At 56.8% G+C, this 3569-nt stretch carries 5 protein-coding genes; 2 read left to right on the forward strand and 3 right to left on the reverse strand.

Translation table 11 applies throughout. The features are described from left to right. Window positions 1-144: iron-sulfur cluster assembly accessory protein (locus B3797_RS13110; RefSeq protein WP_311791309.1), on the forward strand; the 144-nt coding region annotated here is incomplete at its 5' end. 32 nt (window positions 145-176) lie between these two features. Here the strand turns inward: B3797_RS13110 and B3797_RS13115 are convergent. The 3 genes from B3797_RS13115 to mtnN form a co-directional block, all read right to left on the reverse strand. After that, on the reverse strand, window positions 177-428 hold the full coding sequence (locus B3797_RS13115) for a hypothetical protein (RefSeq protein WP_311783049.1): 252 nt from the start codon (window positions 426-428) through the stop codon (window positions 177-179). A 126-nt stretch (window positions 429-554) separates the two neighbouring features. Beyond that, on the reverse strand, window positions 555-1343 hold the full coding sequence (btuF, locus tag B3797_RS13120) for a vitamin B12 ABC transporter substrate-binding protein BtuF (RefSeq protein ID WP_311783048.1): 789 nt from the start codon (window positions 1341-1343) through the stop codon (window positions 555-557). Further along, entirely contained in the window at window positions 1336-2034 is a 699-nt protein-coding gene (mtnN, locus tag B3797_RS13125) for a 5'-methylthioadenosine/S-adenosylhomocysteine nucleosidase (protein WP_311783047.1), read from the reverse strand. Before mtnN ends, btuF begins: the two co-directional genes overlap by 8 nt. A gap of 99 nt (window positions 2035-2133) precedes the next feature. Here mtnN and dgt point away from each other — a divergent pair. Continuing rightward, window positions 2134-3569 (forward strand): dGTPase (dgt, locus tag B3797_RS13130; protein ID WP_311791308.1); only part of this gene is annotated, 1436 nt, incomplete at its 3' end.

The following is a 3569-nucleotide window of genomic DNA, read 5'->3' on the forward strand; positions in this document are numbered from 1 at the left end:
GCGCTGGTGGTCGATCCGATGAGCCTGCAATACCTGGTTGGCGGCTCGGTGGATTATACCGAAGGCCTGGAAGGATCGCGTTTCATCGTGACCAACCCTAACGCCAAAACCACCTGCGGCTGCGGCTCCTCCTTCAGCATCTGATGCAAAAAGGCCGTCTTGCGACGGCCTTTTCATTACCATTCTACGGTTATCAGCTTCGCCGTTTCCTTACGCATCGCATCCTTTTTTAGCACGCTTTCCGTCACGCGCGGCTGCGCGTTAGCGCGGCGACCGCAATCGATCTGCGGCAGCGCCCGTTGCGGCTGGCTGTTAATTTCACAGCGCGAAAAGATAATCAGCTGAACGCCTATCGTTCCCGTGGTCGACGCAGTCGCAAAGGGCGCGACGATCGCGATCGCGAAGGCCAGCAGCAAGGCTCTGGACATGTTGGATTCCTGGTGTAGCAAAAAATGCGCGGTGCGCATAAAAGGACGCTGAGCTTACGTGGCATCAACGTCTCGTTTCATAATTAACGGCAAAATTAGCGGGATCTTTAATCGCTTTCTGCTGGTTTATTGTTCCGGATGCAGGGCGGCACAGAGCCGTTTTGCCGCCAGCAGCATACGCGGGCCGGGTCGGCTGATCCAGTCATCATCAATGGCGATAACCGGTACGTTTAGCTGGGGTTGCCAGAAGCGGGAAACGTTTTGCGCCTGAGCGGCGCTGCCGCCGATAACGATAGCCTGCGGATGACGCATCAGTACCTGCTCGCGGCTGACCTGCGGCCAGCTGACGCGGCTGTCGGCAAAGATATTCTTTCCGGCGCACAGCGCAATGATGTTGTTTTGCAGGGTATCGCGTGCGGCGGTAAACAGCGGCTGCTGGCCGAACTGAAGAAAGAGCGGCACCGCAGGCAGCGCAGCGTAGCGCGCGCGCAGAGAGGTTACTTGCTGCCTGAGCTGCTGCGCGGCGTTTAGCGCCTGCTGCGGCTGCGGGCTCCAGCGCCGCAGCGCCGCCACGGCATCCGCCATCTCATCCAGCGAGCCGGGATCGATCCACTCGACGTTAACCCCGAGCTGCTTTAGCTGATCGATCTGGCGCTGCGGGTTGCCGCCGCGCCAGGCCAGCACCACGTCCGGTTTCAGCGCCAGAATACGTTCGACTTTAATGCCTTGCCAGTTGGCGACCTGCTCCAGCTCTTTAGCGGCGGGCGGATAGTCGGACCAGGCGCTGACCGCCACCGGCGTAATGCCTGCGGCGAACGCCATTTCGGTGAGATGCGGCGCGAGGGTAATAACGCGCGGTGCGGCGAACAGGCTGCTGCAAAACAGCAGCCCGATCAGCCAGAGCAGCTTAGCCACGCGCCAGGCGCGCCAGCAGCTTCTCCACCATAAGCGACGACTGCTGTGCCGCGACGCTGAGGAACTCTTCAAAGCTCAGATGCGACGCCTTATCAGCCACGTCGGAAATGGCGCGCACTACCACGAAAGGCACCTTGAACTGGTGGCAGACATGGCCGATAGCGGTGGCTTCCATCTCTACGGCGATCGCCTGCGGGAAGGTGTTACGAATGCGCGCCAGCGGCTCAGCGCCGTTGATAAAGGCGTCGCCGCTAACCACCAGGCCGCGTACGGCGTTCAGGTTCAGCTCGCTGATGCAGGCCTCTGCGGCGGCAATCAGCTGCGCATCAGCGGTAAAGGCTGCCGGGCAGCCCGCCATCTGGCCCGGCTCGTAGCCGAAGGCGGTGACGTCGGCGTCGTGATAGCGCACTTCGTCAGAGACGACGATATCGCCGACGGAGAGGGTAGGGGCCAGGCCGCCAGCCGATCCGGTGTTGATCACCAGGTCTGGCTTGCACAGCTCAAGCAGCAGCGTGGTACCCAGCGCCGCCGAGGTTTTACCGATACCCGATTTCAGCAGAGCGACCTCAACGCCGTTAAGCGTGCCGGTGTAAATTTCGCAGCCGGCCAGCGTCAGGGTCTGGCGGTTCTCGATTTTGTCGCGCAGCAGGGTAACTTCCTGCTCCATCGCGCCAATAATGCCTGCTTTCATAAAAGAGTCTCGCTAATGTGGTGGAAGTAGTCGTAAAAAGTGAGGCATAGTCTAGCATGGCTGGCAGGGGATTGATTCACGAAGTAATAAGGGGTAACGATGGCGACGGTCAATTTCAGGAAGAAGATAAGTTTTACCCGCCCTTATAACACGCGCAAAGAGCCGGAAGGGGAATACTATATTACCCGCCACTTTGAGAGCGATCGTGGCCGTATTATCAACTCGGCGGCGATTCGCCGACTCCAGCAAAAAACCCAGGTCTTTCCGCTGGAGCGCAATGCCGCGGTACGCTCGCGCCTGACCCATTCGCTGGAAGTGCAGCAGACGGGACGCTATATCGCCAAAGAGATCCTGCAAACCCTGAAGAATCAGGGCGGCCTGGCGCAGTACGGGCTGGATGAGATGGAGGGGGCGTTTGAAAGCCTGGTGGAGATGGCCTGCCTGCTGCACGACGTGGGCAACCCGCCTTTCGGCCATTTCGGCGAAGCCGCCATCAACGACTGGTTTGAAGAGCATCTTCCTCTGGAGCTGGTCGACCCGCTGGTGGCAGGCGTTGAAGGCGACCAGCAGCGCGCCGATTTTGAGCGGCTGAACGCCATGATCCGCCAGGATCTGTGTCATTTCGAAGGCAATGCTCAGGCGATCCGCATGGTGCATACTCTGCTGCAGCTTAACCTGAGCTACTCCCAGGTCGCCTGCATCCTGAAATATACCGCACCCGCCTGGTGGCAGGGCGAGAAGCCTGAGCAGTTCAGCGCCCTGATGAAAAAGCCCGGTTTTTATCTCTCCGAGCGGGAATATATTGCCGAACTGCGCGAAGCGACCAATATGGCCGAACACCATCGCTTTCCGCTGACCTATATTATGGAAGCGGCGGATGATATCTCTTACTGTATTGCCGATCTGGACGATGCCGTTGAGAAAGATATATTTAACATTGATGCTCTTTATGACTATTTATGTAAAAACTGGGGGCCGATAAAAAATAATGACGCCTTCAGTCGAACGGTTGGCGATGCCTGGCGGGAAGCCTGTAACAAAAAGCGTCGTAGCAGAAGCGATCAGTTCTTTATGTCATTACGCGTTAACGTGCAGAGCGTGCTGGTCAGCCACGCGGTTAAGCGTTTTGTCGATAATTTACCCGCTATTTTCAATGGCGATTTTAATCATGCGCTATTAGAGGACGATGGCGAAGAGGGGCGTTTATTGCAGATGTTCAAAACGGTAGCGCGCCGTCATGTATTTAACCATGCCGAGGTTGAGCAGCTGGAATTACAAGGTTATCGTGTTATTAAGGGATTGTTAGAAATATATCAGCCTCTGATGTCGCTAACCTTTGAAGCTTTTACGACATTGATTAATGAAGATTTTCTCCGTCAGCACCCCATCGAAACCCGCCTGTTTCATAAGCTTTCCGGTAAACACCGTAAAGCCTATCAGCAAAAAATGCGGACGCTGACGGTCGAGCATAAATATCAGCGCCTGCTATGGGAGCGTTATTATCGCTTTCGCCTGATTCAGGATTATATTAGCGG

It is taken from the genome of Pantoea sp. UBA5923 (genome assembly GCF_002431095.1).
GTDB classification, from domain to species: domain Bacteria; phylum Pseudomonadota; class Gammaproteobacteria; order Enterobacterales; family Enterobacteriaceae; genus Pantoea; species Pantoea piersonii.